The 18,786-nt window shown below is 64.9% G+C and carries 14 protein-coding genes; 11 read left to right on the forward strand and 3 right to left on the reverse strand.

The window, feature by feature from the left end:
- The first annotated feature begins 53 nt into the window (after positions 1-53).
- The 6 genes from ACZ899_RS01760 to ACZ899_RS01785 all read left to right on the forward strand — a co-directional run bounded on the left by ACZ899_RS01760 (position 54) and on the right by ACZ899_RS01785 (position 10,141).
- Positions 54-4,496, forward strand: coding sequence for an NEL-type E3 ubiquitin ligase domain-containing protein (locus ACZ899_RS01760; RefSeq protein ID WP_485627209.1), 4,443 nt, complete (start codon positions 54-56; stop codon positions 4,494-4,496).
- 89 nt (positions 4,497-4,585) lie between these two features.
- Positions 4,586-6,232: an AMP-binding protein gene (locus ACZ899_RS01765; protein ID WP_234560496.1), complete on the forward strand. Its 1,647-nt coding sequence runs from the start codon at positions 4,586-4,588 to the stop codon at positions 6,230-6,232.
- A gap of 12 nt (positions 6,233-6,244) precedes the next feature.
- Positions 6,245-7,012 carry an SDR family NAD(P)-dependent oxidoreductase gene (locus ACZ899_RS01770; RefSeq protein WP_234560495.1) on the forward strand — a complete coding sequence of 256 codons (768 nt, stop codon included), beginning with the start codon at positions 6,245-6,247 and terminating at the stop codon, positions 7,010-7,012.
- Between the two features lie 12 nt (positions 7,013-7,024).
- On the forward strand, positions 7,025-8,218 hold the full coding sequence (locus tag ACZ899_RS01775; RefSeq protein ID WP_232856331.1) for an acetyl-CoA C-acyltransferase: 1,194 nt from the start codon (positions 7,025-7,027) through the stop codon (positions 8,216-8,218).
- Between the two features lie 8 nt (positions 8,219-8,226).
- Complete coding sequence (locus tag ACZ899_RS01780) at positions 8,227-9,354, forward strand: acyl-CoA dehydrogenase (RefSeq protein WP_234560494.1); 1,128 nt, start codon at positions 8,227-8,229, stop codon at positions 9,352-9,354.
- Positions 9,355-9,367: 13 nt separating this feature from the next.
- Positions 9,368-10,141: an enoyl-CoA hydratase gene (locus tag ACZ899_RS01785; RefSeq protein ID WP_050704987.1), complete on the forward strand. Its 774-nt coding sequence runs from the start codon at positions 9,368-9,370 to the stop codon at positions 10,139-10,141.
- A 37-nt stretch (positions 10,142-10,178) separates the two neighbouring features.
- Here ACZ899_RS01785 and ACZ899_RS01790 read toward each other — a convergent pair whose 3' ends face one another.
- Both ACZ899_RS01790 and ACZ899_RS01795 read right to left on the reverse strand, forming a co-directional pair.
- Positions 10,179-11,738 carry a hypothetical protein gene (locus tag ACZ899_RS01790; RefSeq protein WP_485627213.1) on the reverse strand — a complete coding sequence of 520 codons (1,560 nt, stop codon included), beginning with the start codon at positions 11,736-11,738 and terminating at the stop codon, positions 10,179-10,181.
- 13 nt (positions 11,739-11,751) lie between these two features.
- On the reverse strand, positions 11,752-14,715 hold the full coding sequence (locus tag ACZ899_RS01795) for a hypothetical protein (RefSeq protein ID WP_485627215.1): 2,964 nt from the start codon (positions 14,713-14,715) through the stop codon (positions 11,752-11,754).
- A 341-nt stretch (positions 14,716-15,056) separates the two neighbouring features.
- Between ACZ899_RS01795 and ACZ899_RS01800 the strand changes: the two genes are divergently transcribed.
- The 3 genes from ACZ899_RS01800 (at position 15,057) to ACZ899_RS01810 (ending at position 17,532) form a co-directional block, all read left to right on the forward strand.
- Entirely contained in the window at positions 15,057-15,461 is a 405-nt protein-coding gene (locus ACZ899_RS01800; RefSeq protein ID WP_050704989.1) for a TraR/DksA family transcriptional regulator, read from the forward strand.
- 653 nt (positions 15,462-16,114) lie between these two features.
- Entirely contained in the window at positions 16,115-17,221 is a 1,107-nt protein-coding gene (locus ACZ899_RS01805) for a methyl-accepting chemotaxis protein (protein WP_485628008.1), read from the forward strand.
- A gap of 116 nt (positions 17,222-17,337) precedes the next feature.
- Positions 17,338-17,532, forward strand: coding sequence for a hypothetical protein (locus tag ACZ899_RS01810; protein WP_203651925.1), 195 nt, complete (start codon positions 17,338-17,340; stop codon positions 17,530-17,532).
- A 4-nt stretch (positions 17,533-17,536) separates the two neighbouring features.
- Here ACZ899_RS01810 and ACZ899_RS01815 read toward each other — a convergent pair whose 3' ends face one another.
- Positions 17,537-17,734, reverse strand: coding sequence for a hypothetical protein (locus ACZ899_RS01815; RefSeq protein WP_234560492.1), 198 nt, complete (start codon positions 17,732-17,734; stop codon positions 17,537-17,539).
- Positions 17,735-18,039: 305 nt separating this feature from the next.
- On the opposite strand from ACZ899_RS01815, the gene ACZ899_RS01820 reads away from it, so the two are divergent.
- Positions 18,040-18,510 carry a hypothetical protein gene (locus ACZ899_RS01820; protein WP_234560491.1) on the forward strand — a complete coding sequence of 157 codons (471 nt, stop codon included), beginning with the start codon at positions 18,040-18,042 and terminating at the stop codon, positions 18,508-18,510.
- A complete protein-coding gene (locus ACZ899_RS01825; RefSeq protein WP_234560490.1) occupies positions 18,507-18,716 on the forward strand; it encodes a hypothetical protein in 210 nt (69 codons plus the stop codon). The genes ACZ899_RS01820 and ACZ899_RS01825 overlap by 4 nt, the downstream gene beginning before the upstream one ends.
- The last annotated feature ends 70 nt before the right edge of the window (positions 18,717-18,786 follow it).

Raw genomic sequence — 18,786 nt, forward strand, 5'->3', positions numbered from 1 at the left:
TTCTGGACAAATTCATTGGTGCAAGACTGCCGGACTGGCTCACACAGGCTTCCGTGGAGCGCCTGAGAGCACTGCACAAGGCGTTCCAGGTCCATGAAAAGAGTCGTCAGCAACTGGCGCGGGCTACAACTGCTTTGGTATCGGCGCAACAGTTCGCCGAGCAGCATTTCCAACCGATGCTCAAGACCCTGTTGCCCGACGGGCCCGCGCTGGATGCGCTGGAGTGGGTCGACGCCTGGTACGGGGTGACGCCGATCCTGTCCACGCCTAGTGTCGAGCCACGCGAGTTGCGTTCTCCGGCACGGCTGCGGCTGATGCAGAACTTCCCTACATCCGCCTCGTTCTTTGTTGCCACAGGATTGGTGAACAGCGGCGCTTCGGCTGTCATGTCCAGTCCAGAGGGTGTTGCCGATGCCTGCCGCAAGCTGGATCTGGGCAAGCAGTACCAGGTATTGATCGCTCAGGTGTTCAGCCCGGCCAATCGAACTTTGCTTGCTGAGCATAAACGAGCCGCATTTGTCCTGATGTGCGAGCTTGCCCTGTGTCGTGCGCAGATCAGCGTCGAGGAGTACATGGCCCTTGACCAGCTTTCGAGCGGCAAGGCAGATCAGCCAGGTCAACAGTGCTTCGCCGGCGCGGGTGAACTGCGCATGCTGGGGTTCGCCGTCGAGAACGCCTTGAAGATCCAGTTGCGTGACGCGCAGGGTACGGACAAGGGCGTCATCCTCTACGTGCCCGATGATGGGCAGAACTCCCTGCGCCGTTTCGATTCAGTCCAGTGCATGGAGCAGGCGCTGGCAAGTGAGCTGGAAAACGCGGATATCCGCCGCGACTTTCGCGAACGGATTCGGCTGCGTGACCGCGCTGCCTTCAGTCAGTTGCTGGACGTGCGCCTGAGTGATGAGGTGCCAGATCTGCAAATGGAAGGTGCCGCTTCCGGGCAGGACATCTTCACCACACTGGCCACTACCCAGGTAGAGCGGTTCAAGGATGACGGCAAGCTGCTGCTGGTCTCGAACGCGGACGCCGATCAGCAGGCCGCCAACGAGCGCCTGGCCACCTGGTCAGGGATCGGTTTCACCGTGCTCGGACTGGCGGGGCTGGGTATTCCTATCGTCGGTGTGGCACTGTTCGCGACCCTGGTAATGGATACCCTCGCGCATGTGTATGAAGGCGCTGTCGACTGGAGCGAGGGGCACCAGCATGAAGCGCTGGAGCATCTGTTCAGCGTCGCCGAGACCGTGGCGATCACAGCGGCCACCGCTGCAGGTGCCACGGCGGTGGCAAGCGTGCTCAAGCGCAGTTCGTTCGTTGACCTGCTCGATCCGGTCAGGACAAGCCAGGGCTCGCGCCTGTGGCAGGCGGACCTGCAGGTGTACGAATCTGACCCGGGGGCGGCGCGGCTGTTGGACAACGGCTTGTACGGCGAGGGCTCCCGGCGCTGGTTGCGTGTCGACGACAAGTACTACGAACTGCAACGGGAGGCGCCCGGCAAACCCTGGAGTTTGCGCCATGCCGAGCGCGCCGACGCTTACGGGCCGCCGGTCGATTTCAATGGCGAGCGTTGCTGGCGCATTCGCCTGGAGCGACCTCTGGAGTGGGACGACAGCACGCGGATGCTCAACCGTCTGTGGCCGCTGGACCCGCCGCTTTGCGCCGAAACGGCCGGACGAATACTGCAAGCTGCCGGCGTCGACAAGGAGGCATTGCGTGGGGTGCTGGTGGAGAACCGCCAGGCGCCGATCGCCCTGCGGGATACCTTGAGGCGCTATATGGCGGCGAGTCGGGTTTCGGCGCTGTTCAGCGCACTGGAAAAGCCCGGTGCGCTCCTCGAGGACACCCAGGTGCTGGCATGGTGCAGAGCCTGTGCGGACATGCATACGCTGGATGACCAAGCCATCGGCAGGCAGTTGCTGACACGACGGTATGAGCTGCGTGAGGCGCTGCACAACCACCTGGCGGAAGACCTTTTGCTCGCCGAGGATCCGCTGGAGGCATTACCGGACGATGAACCTGCAGCGGACGCGCTACTGCAGCAGTTGCAAAGCGAGTTTCCCGGCTTGCCCCTGGCCTACGCCACCGAAGCGGTGCAGAGCGCCGACGCGATGCTGCGACGGGTGGCCATCAGCGAGTCTCGGTTGCCGATGGCGATCCTCAAACAGGTTCGCTCGCTGCTCGGGCAAGCACGACTGACACGGGCACTGGAAGGTCTTCTGCTGGATACCAGCTACACCGATGGGACTGGCGAGCTGGTGCTGGCCTTGCTGCCCAGACTCGCCAACTGGCCTGCGTCGCTGAACCTGGAGCTGCGCGAGGGTTCGGCGTTTGGCCGACTGATCAGTGTGCTGGACCCTCAAGGTCTGCGCGAGAAACGCACTGTGCTGGTCTGGCGGTCGGGCCAGTTCCACCTTTATGACCACCAGGGGCTGGCGCTGGAGCAGGACATCGACGCGCCGGGCGGGTTGTTCCAGGCCCTGGTGGGCTTGCTCGGACAGGAGGGAAAGCAGGCCCTCAAGCTCACTGGGCAGTCACCAGCCGAGCAACTGCGCCAAGCGATCATCGGCGAACTGCCAAAATCACGAGACGCAATCATCAATCGGTTAGGCTGGCGGGCAGTGGCCCCCAGGTTCAACCCTGGCAAGCGCTTGCCCGATGGGCGAGTCGGCTACACCCTTGGCGGTTCGCTCTCCAGGCGCTCGGGGACCATGGACACCCTGAGGCTGCGTGTCAGGGCGCTTTACCCCTCGCTGAGCATTGTCGAAGTGGAAAGGATGATCCAGGAGTGGCAGTTGCGCACGGGGGATGCCATCGAGGAGCTGTTGTCCCAGGAAACCAACTTCACCTACCTGGAAGATACGCTAAGCGTCTGGGAACGTGAGCCGCGCAGCCGTGCACTGCGCAATCGGCGCCGGCAGTTCTCCAATCGCCTGCGCAGCGCCTGGCGTCATGAGGGTGAAACCATTCGCAGCTACAGCCAGGACCGTGTCGGGCGTATCCTGAGCATCGAGGGCTGGCGCATCGGCTCGTTACCAGACCTGCCCGCGGAAATCGACATGGGGCACATCTACGAGTTGCGCATGTCCGGCATGGACCTGATGAGCATGTCGCCGATGTTCCTGGGCTGCTTCGATTCCCTGGAAACCTTGAGCCTGAACAATAACCTGCTGACTACGGTGCCTGAGCAGATTGCCCAGTTGCCCAGGCTCAGGCGGCTGGAGATGAGGTCGAATCGCATCCAGATGAATGCCTCGGGCGTCGCCACCTTGTCCAGCCTTGAAGGCCTGGAGACCCTGGTGCTCGACTTCAATCCGCTGCGTTCGCTGGAGCTGGACTTCTCCCGTCTTACCGAGCTGCAATTCCTCAGGGCGAACCGATGCTCCCTGAGAAGTGTGCCGACAGGTATCGAGCGATGCACTCAACTGATCCTGGCCGATCTGCGCTTCAACCTGATTTCCACGGTTCCCAATGGCCTGATGGCAACTTCGCGGACCTTCAGGCGTCGCGTGAACCTGGACGGCAACCCGGTGCCACTGCCAACGTTGACCGCATTCATGGCCGGGGACGCTGACGAACCGGTCGACGCGCAGTTGCCGGAGGTTATCGACCCCTTGCAACGCTGGCTCGAGACGGGTGAGCCGCAGGGGCGTGCTGAACGACGTGCCATGTGGCAGCGCGTGCAACAACTCGAAGGCAGCGCACAATTGTTCCTGCTGTTGGCCACCCTCACCAGGACCCAGGATTTCCTCCAGGCCCCCGAATACCTGGGCGAGCAGGTCTGGCAGTTGATCGAGGATGTCGACTCCGACAGCGTATTGCGCGACGACCTCTTCACCCATGCCGGTATCCAGCTCACCTGCCATGACAGTGTCGCGGAACGCTTCAGCAGGTTGTGGATGCGGGCACTGGTTCACCATGCCGAAGTGGAGGGCAAGGTGGGCAGCAATGGTGACGAACTGTTGAAGTTGGGGCGGGCCCTGTTTCGCCTGGACCGTCTCGACGAGTTCGCCAGGCAGGAGGTAATGCTGCGGGAGGCAGCGGGGCAGGAGGTCGACGAGCTGGAGGTCGTGCTTGGCTTGCGGGTTGAGTTGGCCGATACGCTGGGTCTGATCGGGCAGCCCAGGTCGATGCTGTATGGTGCGTTGGCGGACATCACTCCTGCGTTGAAAGAGCGGGCGGTCGATGCGGTGCTGGCGGACGAGACAGATGGGCACCTGGTGCAGAGCCTGGCCAATCGTGAATTCTGGCGTGATTACCTGAAAGTGCGGCATGACGAACTCTTTGCCCAGCATGACGAAGAGTACGTTGAAAAGCTTGCCGCGCTGGACGAGCAAGCCTTGAGCAGCGATGCCTATCTGAAGGCCTGCAATGCCGTGGCGGCTGAGCGTGAGGCCAGTGAGCGCACCATGCTGGTCACGCTGACCCAGGAGGTGCTCGACCTTGAGGCGGTGGGCGTCAAGCTCGGCCCGGAGGATGGCGAATCCGCTCAGCCGGATTGACAGCTTTGGCCATTGCCGGTTGCGCCTGGCGGCGCGAACATCGTCAGACCGATGGTGCACTCCAACAATAAGAAACCAGGAGTCTGACGATGCGCGATTACGCCGAGGCCGCCCGTTCGTTCGACCATGCCCGGGCCGCCGCCGCGGCGCTGCATGGCAACCTCGAGGCCCTCAACGCCTGTGTCGAGTGCTGCGACCGCCACACCGGCAGCAACAAACCCGCCCTGGTCTGGGAAGACCGGGATGGCAACAGCGGGCGCTACACCTTCGATCAACTGCAGGCCCTGGCCGCGCGCTTTGCCAACGTGCTCAAGGCCCAGGGCGTCGAGGCCGGCGACCGGGTCGCCGGGCTCATGCCGCGTACCCCCGAATTGCTGGTGACCATCCTTGCCACCTGGCGCCTGGGCGCGGTCTACCAACCCCTGTTTACCGCATTCGGCCCGAAGGCCATCGAGCACCGCCTCGAGCAGTCCCACGCCAAGGTGGTGATCACCGATCGCAACAACCGGCCCAAGCTCGATGAGGTGGCGGACTGCCCGACCATCGTCACGGTCGCCGCCGTCGAGGGCGAACTGGACTTCCATCGCAGTCTCGAGGCCGCCGCCGGCGATTGCGCGCCGGTGATGCGTACCGGCGACGATCCTTTCCTGTTGATGTTCACCTCGGGCACCACCGGCCCGGCCAAGCCGCTGGAAGTGCCGCTGCGCGCCATCGTCGCGTTCCAGGGCTACATGCGTGACGCCATCGGTCTGCGCCCGGACGACAACTTCTGGAACCTGGCCGACCCCGGTTGGGCCTATGGCCTTTACTACGCGGTCACCGGACCGCTGTCGCTGGGCCATGCCACCACCTTCTACGACGGCCCGTTCAGCGTCGAAAGCTGCGCGCGGGTCATCGACAAGCTGGGCATCACCAACCTGGCAGGCTCGCCCACGGCCTACAGGTTGCTGATCGCGGCGGGCAGCGCATTCTCGGCGCCGATCAAAGGGCGCCTGCGGGTGGTCAGCAGTGCCGGCGAACCGCTCAACCCGGAAGTGATCCGCTGGTTCGCCGACGAGCTCGGGGTGACCATCCACGACCACTATGGCCAGACCGAGCTGGGCATGGTGCTGTGCAACCACCATGCGCTGGCGCACCCGGTGCACCTGGGCTCGGCCGGCTTCGCCATTCCCGGCCACCGCATCGTGGTGGTGGACGAGCAGGGCAACGAACTGCCTGTCGGCCAGCCTGGCATCCTCGCGGTGGATCGCGAGCAGTCGCCGCTGTGCTGGTTCGCCGGCTACCACGGGCTGCCGACCAAGGCCTTTTGCGGTAAGTACTATCTGTCCGGCGACACCGTCGAGCTCAACCAGGATGGCAGCATCAGCTTCGTCGGTCGCAGCGACGATGTGATCACCACCTCCGGCTACCGGGTCGGCCCATTCGATGTGGAAAGCGCCCTGATCGAGCACCCGGCCGTGGTAGAGGCGGCGGTGATCGGCAAACCCGACCCGGAACGCACCGAACTGATCAAGGCCTTCGTGGTGCTGGCCCAGGGTTACCAGGGCAGCGCCGAACTTGAGGAAACCCTGCGCCAGCATGTACGCCAGCGCCTCTACGCCCACGCCTACCCGCGTGAAATCGAATTCGTCGGCGAGCTGCCCAAGACCCCGAGCGGCAAGCTGCAACGCTTCATCCTGCGCAACCAGGAAATCGCCCGACAACAAGCCGCGCAGCTGATCGCTGCGGGCGCCTGAAGGAAGACCGACATGCACATCACTCAAAAGAACTTCATCGTCAGCGGCGCGGCCTCGGGCCTGGGCGCCGCTACCGCGCAAATGCTCATCGAGGCCGGCGCCAAGGTCATGCTGGTCGACCTGAACGCCGCGGCAGTCGAAGCCAAGGCCGCCGAGCTGGGCGTCAATGCCCGCTTCGCGGTGGCCGACATCAGCGACGAGCAGGCCGCCAAGGCGGCGGTCGATGCCGCGGTCGGCGCCTTCGGCAGCCTGCACGGGCTGGTCAACTGCGCCGGCATCGTCGGTGCCGAGAAGGTCCTGGGCAAGAACGGCCCGCACGCCCTGGGCAGCTTCGCCAAGGTCATCAACGTCAACCTGATCGGCAGTTTCAACCTGTTGCGCCTGGCCGCCGCGGCCATGGCCGAAGGACCGGCGGACGAGGGTGGCGAGCGGGGCGTGATCATCAATACCGCCTCCATCGCCGCCTATGACGGCCAGATCGGCCAGGCCGCCTATGCCGCCTCCAAGGGCGCCATCGCCAGCCTCACCCTGCCGGCGGCCCGTGAGCTGGCGCGCTTCGGCATCCGCGTGATGACCATCGCTCCCGGCATTTTCGAAACCCCGATGATGGCCGGCATGACCGACGAAGTCCGTGCCTCGCTGTCCGCCGGCGTGCCGTTCCCGCCACGCCTGGGCCGCCCGCAGGAATACGCAGCACTGGCCCGTCATATCATCGAGAACAGCATGCTCAACGGCGAGGTGATCCGCCTCGACGGCGCGCTGCGCATGGCTGCCAAGTAAGGAGAACCGAACATGACCCTCGCCAATGATCCGATTGTCATCGTCAGCGCCGTGCGCACGCCCATGGGCGGCCTGCAGGGTGACCTCAAGAGCCTGACCGCGGCGCAGCTGGGCAGCGCGGCGATTCGTGCCGCCGTCGAGCGCGCCGGTATCGATGCCGCCAGTGTCGAGCAGGTGCTGTTTGGTTGCGTGCTGCCGGCCGGGCAGGGCCAGGCACCGGCACGCCAGGCGGCGCTGGGTGCCGGCCTGGACAAGCACACCACCTGTACCACCCTGAACAAGATGTGCGGCTCGGGCATGCAGGCCGCCATCATGGCACATGACCAGCTCCTGGCCGGCAGCGCCGACGTGATCGTCGCCGGTGGCATGGAAAGCATGACCAACGCCCCCTACCTGCTGGACAAGGCCCGTGGCGGCTACCGCATGGGGCACGGCAAGATCATCGACCACATGTTCATGGACGGCCTGGAAGACGCTTACGACAAGGGCCGTCTGATGGGCACCTTCGCCGAGGACTGCGCGCAGAAGGGCGACTTCAGCCGCGAGGCCCAGGACGCCTTTGCCATCGCTTCGCTGACCCGCGCCCAGGACGCGATCAAGAGCGGCCGCTTCGCCGCCGAGATCGTTCCGGTGGAAGTCACCGAGGGCAAGGAAAAGCGCATCATCAAGGACGACGAGCAGCCGCCCAAGGCGCGTCTGGACAAGATCCCGCAGCTCAAGCCGGCTTTCCGCGAGGGCGGCACCGTCACCGCGGCCAACTCCAGCTCGATTTCCGACGGCGCCGCCGCGCTGGTGCTGATGCGTCGCTCCGAGGCCGAGAAACGCGGCCTCAAGCCGCTGGCGGTGATCCATGGCCACGCGGCCTTCGCCGACACCCCGGCACTGTTCCCCACCGCGCCCATCGGTGCCATCGACAAGCTGCTCAAGCGTACCGGCTGGAACCTGGCCGAGGTGGACCTGTTCGAGATCAACGAGGCCTTCGCCGTGGTCACCCTGGCGGCCATGAAACACCTCGACCTGCCCCACGACAAAGTCAATATCCACGGCGGCGCCTGCGCCCTGGGCCACCCGATCGGCGCCTCGGGCGCGCGCATTCTGGTGACCCTGCTGTCGGCCCTGCGCCAGAACAACCTGCGCCGTGGCGTGGCGGCCATCTGCATCGGCGGTGGCGAAGCGACGGCCATGGCGGTCGAGTGCCTGTACTGAGGTGAATCATGCTGGTAACTGAAGAGCAACAACAGATCGCCGACGCCGTGCGCGACTTCGCCCAGGAGCGCCTGAAGCCGTTTGCCGAGCAATGGGACAAGGAACACCGTTTCCCCAGGGAGGCCATCGAGGAGATGGCCGGCCTGGGCCTGTTCGGCATGCTGGTACCGGAGCAATACGGCGGCAGCGACACTGGCTACGTGGCCTATGCCATGGCCCTGGAAGAGATCGCCGCCGGTGACGGCGCCTGCTCGACCATCATGAGCGTGCACAACTCGGTGGGCTGTGTGCCGATCCTCAAGTTCGGCACAGAGGCGCAGAAGCAACAGTTCCTCGCGCCGTTGGCCAGCGGTTCGATGCTCGGCGCCTTCGCCCTGACCGAGCCCCAGGCCGGCTCCGACGCCAGCAGCCTGAAGACCCGCGCGCGCCTGGACGGCGACCACTACGTGCTCAACGGCAGCAAACAGTTCATCACCTCCGGGCAGAATGCCGGGGTGGTGATCGTCTTTGCCGTGACCGATCCAGACGCCGGCAAGCGCGGCATCACCGCCTTTATCGTGCCCACCGACTCACCGGGCTACCAGGTGGCGCGGGTCGAGGACAAACTTGGCCAGCACGCCTCCGACACCTGCCAGATCGTCTTCGACAATGTGCGGGTGCCGGTAGCCAATCGCCTGGGCGAGGAAGGGCAGGGCTACAAGATCGCCCTGGCCAACCTTGAAGGCGGCCGCATCGGCATCGCCTCGCAGTCGGTGGGCATGGCCCGCGCCGCCTTTGAGGCAGCACGCGACTACGCCAACGAGCGGCAGACCTTCGGCAAGCCACTGATCGAGCACCAGGCCGTGGCCTTCCGCCTGGCCGACATGGCAACGAAGATTGCCGTGGCCCGGCAGATGGTGCTGCACGCCGCCGCCCTGCGCGATGCCGGGCGTCCGGCACTGATGGAAGCGTCGATGGCCAAGCTTTTCGCCTCGGAAATGGCCGAAAAGGTCTGTTCGGACGCCTTGCAGACCCTCGGCGGTTATGGCTATCTGAGCGACTTCCCGCTGGAGCGGATCTACCGCGACGTGCGGGTCTGCCAGATCTACGAAGGCACCAGCGACATTCAGCGCATGGTCATTGCGCGCAATCTTTGAAGGAGCAGACTGCATGGCATTCGAAACCATCCTGTTGGACATCCACGGCAAGGTCGGCCTGATCACCCTCAACCGCCCGCAGGCACTCAACGCGCTGAACGCGCAGATCGTCGGCGAGATCAACCAGGCCCTGGACCAGCTGGAGCGTGACCCGAACATCGGCTGCGTGGTACTGACTGGTTCCGCCAAGGCCTTTGCCGCCGGCGCCGACATCAAGGAAATGGCCGAGCTGCAATACCCGCAGATCTACGTCGACGACCTGTTCAGCGATGCCGATCGCATCGCCAACCGGCGCAAGCCGATCATCGCCGCAGTGTCGGGCTTCGCCCTGGGCGGCGGCTGCGAGCTGGCGATGATGTGCGACTTCATCCTGGCCGCCGACAACGCCAAGTTCGGCCAGCCGGAAATCAACCTCGGCGTGCTGCCGGGCATGGGTGGCACCCAGCGCCTGACCCGCGCCGTGGGCAAGGCCAAGGCCATGGAACTGTGCCTGACCGGCCGCCTGATGGGCGCCGAGGAAGCCGAGCGCGCCGGCCTGGTGGCGCGTATCGTGCCGCAGGCCGAGCTGGTGGAGGAAGCGCTGAAGGTGGCTGCAACCATTGCCAGCAAGTCGATCCCGGTGAGCATGATGGTCAAGGAGAGCGTCAACCGCGCCTTCGAGGTCACCCTGAGCGAGGGCGTGCGCTTCGAGCGCCGGGTGTTCCATGCCGCCTTCGCTACCGAAGACCAGAAGGAAGGCATGGCCGCGTTCATCGCCAAGCGCGAGGCGCAGTTCAAGGACCGTTGATGTCACGCGGGCGCCGTTTGTACGGCGCCCCATGTCACTACAGGTTGAAGAAGTAGCGCTCGGCTGCGGCGCTGGTGATGGGCGCCCGGTAGACCTCAACTTCCTTGCCGCTGGCGTCGGTATGGCGCCCGCCGGCGGCATGGCGCTGGGCAGCAGTCTTCAGGTGGCCGGCGGTGAAGTCGGCCTTGGCCGTGTCCGCTGCCGGGTAGTGGAAGTGGGCGTACCACAGCGCCTGGCCACCCCGGCTGATGCTGTATTCGTCCAGGTAGTCGACGGGGCGGCCCTTGACCTTGGCCAGGCGGGTGCGGCCACCGACCAGGGCGATCCGCACTTCGCCTTGCTCCAACAGGAACTGCACCTCGCCCATCCTCGGTTGACGCGCCACGGCGGCGTCCATGCGCATCCGGGTCGCCTGGCGAGCCATCTCTGCGGCCAGATCGCGCAGGTGCCTGGCCACCCTTTCGGCATCCTTGCCCTGACTCGCCTCGTCGGTTTCATTGTCCGCTGTCAGACGCGCCTCGATGTCCTCGACCCGTTCCAGCAGGCGATCACGCTGGTGCAGCACGGACTCCTCGATCTCCACTGGCAGGTAGCTGTCCGAGGCCCGTTGCAGGCGGGCCACTTCCTGCGCGGTTTCGGCGATAAGCCCGTCGCTGCCCTTGAGCAGGCGCTTGAGGCTCAGGCCTGACGCACGGTTGACCACAATCGCCGGTGCGACCTCGACCCATTCACCGTGCTTGAGATGGTAGGTCTGGCCCGGGGTCTTGCTGTCGGGGCCCGGAATGTCCACGGTGCTGGCGTCGTTCGTGCGGGGCTCGGCCAGCAGCAGGCCATGTTCGGTGGTTTCGATCAGGCCGGGAACCTTGCTGCGCAACTGCTTGAGGGAGCTGACCGGTGGGTAGTCGGGCAAATTGCCCAGGTCCTGGGCAATCAGGCCCTGGATGTGCTCCAGCTCGTCGCGCAGGCGTTGCAGGGGCTGTTGCGCGGCCTCGCCGGGCACGCGCTCCGCGAGGTTGCCCAACTGGCGCGCGGCGGCCTGGAAATGCCCCTGGATGCTGCGCAGCAAGCGCACCGACACTTCCTGATCGGCATCGGCCAGCTTGTACAGTTCGCTGCGCTGGATGATGCCGAGCTGGAAGCTGCGCCAGAAGCGGTCGCGCCAGTAGGCGGTATCGTTGCTCAGACCATGGACCAGGGTCAGGCGGTTGAGCAGGCTTTCGAGGTGCAGGAAGCGCAGGAACAGGTCCTTGTTCGCGGTGGCGGAGGGGACGGCCATCAGATCGCGCCAGTGGACGATATCGGGGTGTCGCTGGCCGGCCAGCCGGGTCAGTTCTTCCTGGCGTTGGCGTAGCAGGGTGTTGTTGTGGATCATCTGCTCGAGCAGCGGTTGCATGGTGTCCAGGCGCTGGGTCGCGATGCGGATGTCGGCGCGGCTGAGCTCCTCGCCGTCCTGGTCCTGTTGCCGGGCGATCTGCGCCAGTTGCTCGCGGATGGGCTGGTAGCGTTTTTGCAGCAGGGTACGCAGGAGCTGCTGGCAGGAGCAGTCCTGGTACAGCGCGAATGCATGTACCTTGCGAAAGTCTTTCACCGGTTGCATGGCGTTGCGGGTCCTAGAGGTGTTCTATATGGGTGGTCCAGAATGCCGACAAGGCCTGCACCTTGCCCTGGCAACGCTCCAGGGTCGCATCATCGAGGGCAGTGGCGGCCAGCTTGTCGATGGTGCTCAACTCCCGGATCCTGTCTGTCATCAGTGCCTTGTCCGCCATGATCGCCTCATTGGCCGCCTGCATGGCCGTCTCCTTGTCCAGGCGCATCCGGCGGATCTGTTCGGACAACGGCATGCCGCCCTTGAGGCCCAGGCGCAGGTCCAGTTGCCAGCGGCCGATCTCGTCGCGGTGCAGCCATGGACCCTGGGTGAGGTCCGGGCCGATGATGCGCAGCCGCTGCGGCATCACCAGTTCCACCTCGTAGACATTGCCGCCCTGCAGGGTGAAGAAGCGGGTGTCCTGCAGATAGAGCCCACGCAGCCTGCCGTTGGGTATCGGCGCTCCCAGCGCGGTAGCCTTGACCGTTGCCTGCAATGCCTCGAGCGCGTCGCGTTGGGTGTCGTTGAGTCGCCGATCAGGGCGGGCCCAGGTGAAATCCAGCTGGGTGAAGGGCACTGCTGTCGCGACAGGCAGGGGAGCGCCGGGTTCGGAGGCGGGGAGTGGTGTCAGCTCGACGGGCGGCCGGGGTGTCATGCCCTGTTCCAGTTGCAGCCGTATGAGCGAGTGGGAGAACAGCAGCAGGGCAATGTTCAGCAACAGGTTGACCAGGGCCAGTTCGTGCCCGGTGGGGTTGCGCTCGGCATCGGATTCGACGAACTCGGCCAGGGCCACTTCCATCTGGACCAGCCAGGCTACTTTGCCCAGGGTGCCGCCGGCCAACGGCAGCAAGGTGTTGAACAGCAGCCAGCCCAGTTCTTTCCAGCTGTTCCAGCGGGTCTGCGCGCTGGTGCTGGCCTGGGCCTCGAAGCGCTGGATCGACTCGGTCACGCAGCCGTCGTACAAGGCCTGGTCGACATGGGCGACAGCGTCCTCGATGGACAGGCTGACAGGCGCAGGCGTGCTGAATGGCACGGCGCTGGTGTCATCCAGCGGCACGAACACATGCGGCTCGAGGAAGCCGCCGTGGGCATAGAAGCGACGATCCTCGGCCGGCAGGCGTTGCAGCAGGTCGTCCTGCAGCGGCCCCGTTGCGCTGATCGCGACGAACAGCGCCATGCGATCGGCGAAGTGCACCAGTGGCTCCTGATGCAGGGGGCGGTACAACAGGCAGCCTGCGCTGCCCGGATCGTCGGGCTCGATCAACCAGGTGTTGAGGGGATGGTCCGGCGCCGAACCGGGTGCCTTGATGAACCCCAGTGGCCGCAGGATCCAGCGTGGTAGCAGCCCATCGGGGCCGGAGGCGAACACCTGGGCGACATGTCCTGGAATCGTCGGGTCCGTCAGGCTGCCGCGCAGGTACAGCTCCATGGCCAGGGCCGGGAGCTGGGCCCGCAGTTGCTGGTACAGCAGGTGCTGGCGCTGCTGCCGGCGGGGCGGATCATCCAGCAGTTTGCCGCGCAGCATGGCTGGGTAGGCGCTGGCGATGTCCAGTCCGCTGACCAGGCGACGCAGGTAGGGTTCGTCCAGCCATTGCGGCAGGGCATCCCCGGTCGTGCTGCTCAGCACCACGCGTCCGGGCCTGAGCAGCCCGAGGTTGCCGATGGCCAGTTGGGCGAGGGTCAGCACCACCGGCGTGACCTCACCCGAGGTGATGATCATGTCCTGGCCCGCGGCGGCGGTGGCGATGGTCTGGTAGTTGGTGACACGAACGGTTTCGGGCGCGGGCGCGTCGTCGGGATGATCGCTGGCCATGCGGGCGGCGAGGCGGCGATTGGCGAATGCTTCGGCATCGTCGATGCCGTCGAGCCAGAACTGCCCCTGGGTGTCACGGTATTGCTGGGCGACATCGATCAGCAGTTCGCTGTAGTGCATCAGTGAACGGCTGTCGGCATTGCGCAGCCAGTCGGGTAGCTGTTCACTCAGTGTCTTGCGCTGGGCGGTCTCGACCTCGTCGCACAGGTCGATCAGCGAGGTCAGGCGATCCAGGTCACGGTTCATGGCCATGGCATCGAACCCGCCGTGGTAGCGCCCGGCGAGGTGTTCCACCAGTCGCAGTTGCTGCTCGAGCAGGCCCAGGGCCTGGACCTGGAAAACCGGGTCGGTGGAGGCCGCTATTTCGATCTGGCGTTGGCCGGATCGCACGACCTTGGCCAGGGCGTGGTCGATGTCTTCAAGCATGACCTGGCGGGAGTTGAAGCGCAGCAGCTTGCCGGTCAGGGTAAAGAGCAGGGTCAGCGCGCGTTGTGGATCGCCGTCGTCATGCTCGATCAGCACGGCGCTGGACAGGTCGGCATCGAGCTTGTTGTCGGCGCTCAGGTCCACGCCCAGGTTGAGTACTTGCAGGCCCTTGGTATTGGACCAGTCGCTGCGCTGGGCCGGTGTCGGATAGTCATGCACCAGGCGCACGATGGCCTGTGCGAAGCCGGGCAGGGTCTGGGTTCTGGCCTGCAGGAACTGGTCCTTGAGGTAGCTGGAATACCAGCTCCAGGGGGTCTGTCCGCTGCTGTCGTGGCGGCCCCAGTAAGCCACCAGTGCCTGCCGGTAGCCATCCACGAGCAGCGGGCCTGCTTCGTCGATCAGCAACTCGACGGCATGCAGGTCGAGGTCCACCTGCCAGGCCGGATCGCTGTCCTGACGGGTGCTGAGAAAGTCCTCGCCGACGGTCAGGTTGAGGGTGGCGCGCTGGCAGTAGCGCTCCACCAGGACCTGGGAGAGCGGTCGGATCCAGGGTGTGGTGGATTGCGCTCGGGCACTGACAAGGTACAGGCCTAGCGGGTCATGGGCATTGCCCAGTTGTCGCTGCCGCCATTGATCACGCAGGATATTGTCGGCGGCGTCGAGCAGGGTGGGGCGGTCGTTGAAGCGTTTGGCGACCTTGCAGTCCAGGTTGCTGAAGCTGGCCAGGCGTTGGTGCAGGTTGTCGTTCATGATGGGGCTTAGGGTCGTTGTGAGGGCCGCTATCAAGCGCGTTTTCCTGCTGTTTCGTGCGCTAGCTGGCTACTACCCGAGAGAACCATTATTATTTCGGCATATTACCCAATGGCGTCTTGCAGGCGCGCAATCCGTACTATTCCACGGTGCCAGTCAGCGGATTCCCAACCTGTTTCGGCCAAATCCGCCGTCATTTCTGTTGCCCACTCGGGCGCGGCACCTTAGACTGCCGCCCCCTGTAAAAGAGTGCCGGTTGGCGCTTGAAGAATTCCGCGGCCGACGAAGCTTCGTCGGCGGCACCCGAATCGCCCAATGCACATTTTTTCATAGAGAAATCGATGACCAAGGAACAGTTGCTGGCCATGTCGGCCGATGACTACATGAACGCCGAACAGCTCGCGTTCTTCACCAAGCTGCTGCAAGCGATGAAAGTCGAAACGCACGAGCGCATCGAACTCAGCCGCACCTCCATCGAAAGCCTGGACAGCCCCTCGGATCCGGCTGACGTGGCGTCGGTCGAGGAAGAACGCACCTGGCTGGTCAACGCCATCGACCGCGACCAGCGCCTGCTGCCGCAGCTGGAGATGGCCCTGGACCGCATCGCCGACGAAAGCTTCGGCTGGTGCGACGACAGCGGTGAGCCGATCGGCCTGAAGCGCCTGCTGATCAGCCCGACCACCAAGTACTGCATCGAAGCCCAGGAGCGTCACGAGCAGCTCGACCGCCACCAGCGGCAGATCTGATCCAACGCCTTGCGCAAGGCCCCACGGAGCGATCCCTGGGGCCTTCGTGTTTTCTTGCCCTGTATCAATGGGTGGCCGGCTGCATCCAAGTGAGCGTGGATAATGGCGTTATAGTGGCGTTTAATGACGTCACAATAACGACATGCGGATGGACCACGACAATGATGCGAGAAGGATCTCTGCCGGCCGGCGCAGCGCCGCAGGCCACCCCGACCCGTGCGGGGGCCGCCGTCGCCCTGTTGCAGGGCGTCGCGCTGTGCGCGGTGTTGGCGGCCATGGCGTTCACCGGGCTGCCCTTGTACCTGGCCTTGCCGATGGCGCTGGCGGTGCTGTGGCTGCCGGGTGGGCGCAAGGTGGCCGCCGTGCAGCCGGTATCGACGCCGGCCCAGGACGGCACGCTGCTCCAGGAACTGGCCCGCGGCACCAGCCACAATGCTTTGTCGGCCGCCGCAGTGGCGCATTCGGTGCAGCAACTGGCGGCCCGGGTGCAGTCGCAACTGGGGGCTGCCCAGGAGATCGTCGGCAGTGCCGAGATCATGATCACCACCGAGGAGCAGACTGCCCAGCTCAGCCAGCAGGCGCTGCAAGCCGCTCGTTCCGCCCACGGCAGCAGCGTGGTCGGCAGCGAGGTGCTGGCCGAGTCCATCCAGTGCATGCGCGAGCTCAGTGTGCGCGCTTCGGCCAGTCGCGAGCTGATCGAGGCCCTGCATCAGCGCAGCGAGGATATCGCCCGGGTCACCCTGGTGATCCAGGGCATTGCCAGCCAGACCAACCTGCTGGCGCTCAACGCCGCCATCGAGGCGGCGCGGGCCGGCGAGCATGGCCGTGGCTTCGCGGTGGTGGCCGACGAGGTGCGCGGCCTTGCCGGGCGTACCGCCAGTGCCACCGAGGAGGTCGGCCAGATGGTTGCGGACATCCAGGCGCGCACCGCCCAGGTGGTGGCGCAGATCCGCACGCTGGCCGAGGACCTGGGCAAGGGGGTCGGCCAGGTCGAGCAGGCTGGCGGGCAACTGGCGCAGATTGCCAGCCTGGCGGCCAGTGTCGAGGGGCAGGTGAGCGAGATCGCCGGGGGCACGCAGGTCAACCAGGCTCAGCTCGACACCCTGTTCCAGGCCGTGGCCCAGGTGCGCGGCGACCTGGAGGTCAGCGACCAGCAGACCCGGCGCCTGGCCAAGGCGGCGGTGCAGATGGAGGGCCAGGTGGAAAGCCTGAGCGAACGGCTGGCCGAGGTCGGCCTGGACGCCTACCACCAGCGGGTATTCGAACTGGCGCAGGCGGGCGCGCGGCAGATCGGCGAATGTTTCGAGACGGATGTCGAACAGGGGCGCATCGGCCTGGACGATCTGTTCGATCGCCAGTACCGGCCGATTGCCGGCATGCAGCCACCACGTTTCAGTACGCGCTTCGACCACTACACCGACACGGTGTTGCCGCAGCTCCAGGAGCCGTTGCTGCAGCACGACGGTATGGTCTACGCCATTGCCTGTACCCAGCAGGGCTACGTGCCGACCCACAACAATGCGTTCAACCAGCCGCTGACCGGCGATGCCGCCCATGACACGGCGCACAACCGCAGCAAGCGCATGTTCGATGATCGTACCGGCGCTCGCTGCGGCAGTCACCAGCAGCGGGTGCTGCTGCAAACCTACACGCGAGACACCGGTGAGCTGATGCACGACCTGTCGGTGCCGATCTTCGTCGCGGGACGACACTGGGGTGGCCTGCGCCTGGGGTACCGGCCTGAACCCGGGCTCGATTGAGGCGATTTGTTGCCTGGAGTGCAACACTGCTGTACCGCCTTGCGCTTTATTCGTGGGGTACCCAGGTCGTATCATGCGCACATCGTTAGGTTGCTAATTAAATTCCGGAGGGGATGATGACTAGCCGAGTCGATGTGGCCGTGATGATCGGCAGTGGTGTGCCACGGTCCTTGCAGGCCCTGGGCAAAAGGGCGTGCTGGGTGGTACTGGTTGACGGCGAACGTCGTGGCACGGCCTTCGCCAGCCGTGATGAGGCCCTGGAGTGCCAGGCTGCATGGCAACAGCAACTGGGCAGGAGCCAGGCGGCGTGAAGCTTCAGCGCTCCAGGTGGCGTGCAAGCTCCCAGGCGTCCTGGTAGCGCTGGCGGAATCCGCGGACCTTGCCAGAGGTGATTTCAGTGATGTGAAAGAAGCCGATACCGGCGGCCACAACGCTGTATCGGGATGTGCCTGGCATAGCCGTACGCCAAGAAATGTTACTTGCCTCTCGACGGAATTCGGTGTTTTCGTGCATATTCCTGTACCTGTAATGCGCGACGAAGGGTTGGGGCACACTCATGCTGAAGTGTCGCCCTCAGTAGTCGCATCTTCCTGACCCCTTTGCCGTCAGGTTATACGTTTCCTATTTGCGGATAGTTTGCCGAAGCACGCCGGATGTTCCAGCGGGGAAGTGTTCCCTGCTTGGCGTATCGTTCGTGTGCGTGGATCTTCGCTTATTGAATCCATGGTCCTTTGGACTTCGACTTTGTGTGGCTGCCACCCCAACGCCCAGCGGCGTGTGCGGTGCGGCTTGCTGTAATTGATGTGAGGAGCTTTTCATTGGCAGTCAGTACTCTGGATACCCATGCGTTGTTTGCCCTGGGCGATTTGCGCGCCAAGCTGGTCAAGTTGTTCCAGGGGCGCTTCGTGTATGTCACCGAGCAGAACCCCGACGGTCTGTACATGGCCGAGATCGATACCGATGACGCCATGGTGGTCGATGACAAACAGCGCCTTGAGCTGAAAGTGGGTGACCACTTCCGCGCCGCGGTGCTGCCCAGCCGCGAAGGCGGCAAGCTCGAACTGCGTTTTCGCGAGATCAAGTTCAATGTGTACGGGCAGGGCGACTACGCCTTCGTTTCGGTGCCGGAAGGCGAGGCCATCGTGTTCCGTGAAGGGCAGGGCGTGATGCTGGTGTTCGCGGCCCAGCAGCAGGTCCAGGAAGGCCTGGGCAAGCTGCTCAAGACGGTGACCGGCAAGGTCGCCAAGTGGCGCAAGGGCGAGCTGACCACCTTCAAGGCCAGCGAGTGAGCGACGAGGGCACGCCCGCCTCGCGGGCCGACTTCCACCGTGAGCATCAGGCCCGGGCCCTCGAGCAGGCCGAGCGCCTGCTGGCGCGCCGGGATGAACTGCAGGGGGCGTGGCTGGGCTGGGTGGCCGGCGAGCTCTACCAGATGAGCCCACCGCCCTTCGTCGCCATGGTGCGACGCGAGCTGCAGCGCCTGAACCAGGGCTGATTAGCCTTGTAGTTCCGGCGTTCGCATGTTTTTCAGGTTTGCGCGTACCCCTGTAGGAGCGGCCTTGCCG

The sequence above is a fragment of the Pseudomonas sp. TE31087 genome (assembly GCF_057284075.1).

Bases quoted from the DNA above. Each gene is read 5' to 3' on its own strand.
- ACZ899_RS01765 (WP_234560496.1), top strand. From the start codon at position 4,586: ATGCGCGATTACGCCGAGGCCGCCCGTTCGTTCGACCATGCCCGGGCC.
- ACZ899_RS01770 (WP_234560495.1), top strand. From the start codon at position 6,245: ATGCACATCACTCAAAAGAACTTCATCGTCAGCGGCGCGGCCTCGGGC.
- ACZ899_RS01775 (WP_232856331.1), top strand. From the start codon at position 7,025: ATGACCCTCGCCAATGATCCGATTGTCATCGTCAGCGCCGTGCGCACG.
- ACZ899_RS01780 (WP_234560494.1), top strand. From the start codon at position 8,227: ATGCTGGTAACTGAAGAGCAACAACAGATCGCCGACGCCGTGCGCGAC.
- ACZ899_RS01785 (WP_050704987.1), top strand. From the start codon at position 9,368: ATGGCATTCGAAACCATCCTGTTGGACATCCACGGCAAGGTCGGCCTG.
- ACZ899_RS01790 (WP_485627213.1), bottom strand. From the start codon at position 11,738: ATGCAACCGGTGAAAGACTTTCGCAAGGTACATGCATTCGCGCTGTAC.
- ACZ899_RS01795 (WP_485627215.1), bottom strand. From the start codon at position 14,715: ATGAACGACAACCTGCACCAACGCCTGGCCAGCTTCAGCAACCTGGAC.
- ACZ899_RS01800 (WP_050704989.1), top strand. From the start codon at position 15,057: ATGACCAAGGAACAGTTGCTGGCCATGTCGGCCGATGACTACATGAAC.
- ACZ899_RS01805 (WP_485628008.1), top strand. From the start codon at position 16,115: ATGCGCGAGCTCAGTGTGCGCGCTTCGGCCAGTCGCGAGCTGATCGAG.
- ACZ899_RS01810 (WP_203651925.1), top strand. From the start codon at position 17,338: ATGACTAGCCGAGTCGATGTGGCCGTGATGATCGGCAGTGGTGTGCCA.
- ACZ899_RS01815 (WP_234560492.1), bottom strand. From the start codon at position 17,734: ATGCACGAAAACACCGAATTCCGTCGAGAGGCAAGTAACATTTCTTGG.